The sequence below is a fragment of the Parapedomonas caeni genome (assembly GCF_041060555.1).
Taxonomy (GTDB): domain Bacteria; phylum Pseudomonadota; class Alphaproteobacteria; order Sphingomonadales; family Sphingomonadaceae; genus CAUJIW01.
Genome location: NZ_JBEUDS010000071.1, coordinates 1 through 516, shown reverse-complemented (window position 1 = coordinate 516; position 516 = coordinate 1). Strand labels below are relative to the sequence as shown.

Annotated in this window: 1 protein-coding gene; it reads right to left on the bottom strand. The window is 60.3% G+C overall.

Going from position 1 to position 516, the window contains the following annotated elements; all coding sequences use genetic code 11:
• On the bottom strand, positions 1–418 hold a 418-nt coding region (locus ABU113_RS17215), incomplete at its 3' end, for a flagellin (protein WP_454560677.1).
• Between the last annotated feature and the right edge of the window lie 98 nt (positions 419–516).

Here is a 516-nt window from a genome sequence, read left to right as displayed (position 1 = left end):
TCTTCAGCACGTTGGTGCCGTTGAACGACGCCGAGTTGACGTAGCTCACCAGCTGTTCGGCCAGCGCGTTGAAGTCGTTCTGCAGCGCGGTACGGCTGTCGGCATCCAGGCCGGCGTCGGAAGCGGCAACCGCCTTTTCCTTCATCTGCACCAGGGTGTCGGAGATCGCTTCCGCCGCCGAGATGCCGACGTCGAGCGCGCTCTTGGCGCGATCAAGCGAGGACTTCACGGCGTTGATGCCGCCAATGTCGGCGCGCAGGTTCTGGGCAATGGCAAAGGTGGCGGAGTCGTCCTTGGTCGAGGCGACCTTCATGCCGGTGTTGATCCGGCTCTGCACCACACCCAGCTGACTGTTGGTGGAGGCGAGGTTCTGCAGGGCGATCAACGCGCCCGCATTGGTATTGACAGACATAGCCATTTTCTTGGCTCCCTTTTTCTAAAGGTGAAAGTCGGGCGTTTTGCCCACGGACTTTTTGTCCGCACCGTCAAATCAGCAACCACCATGCCAGCAATGTG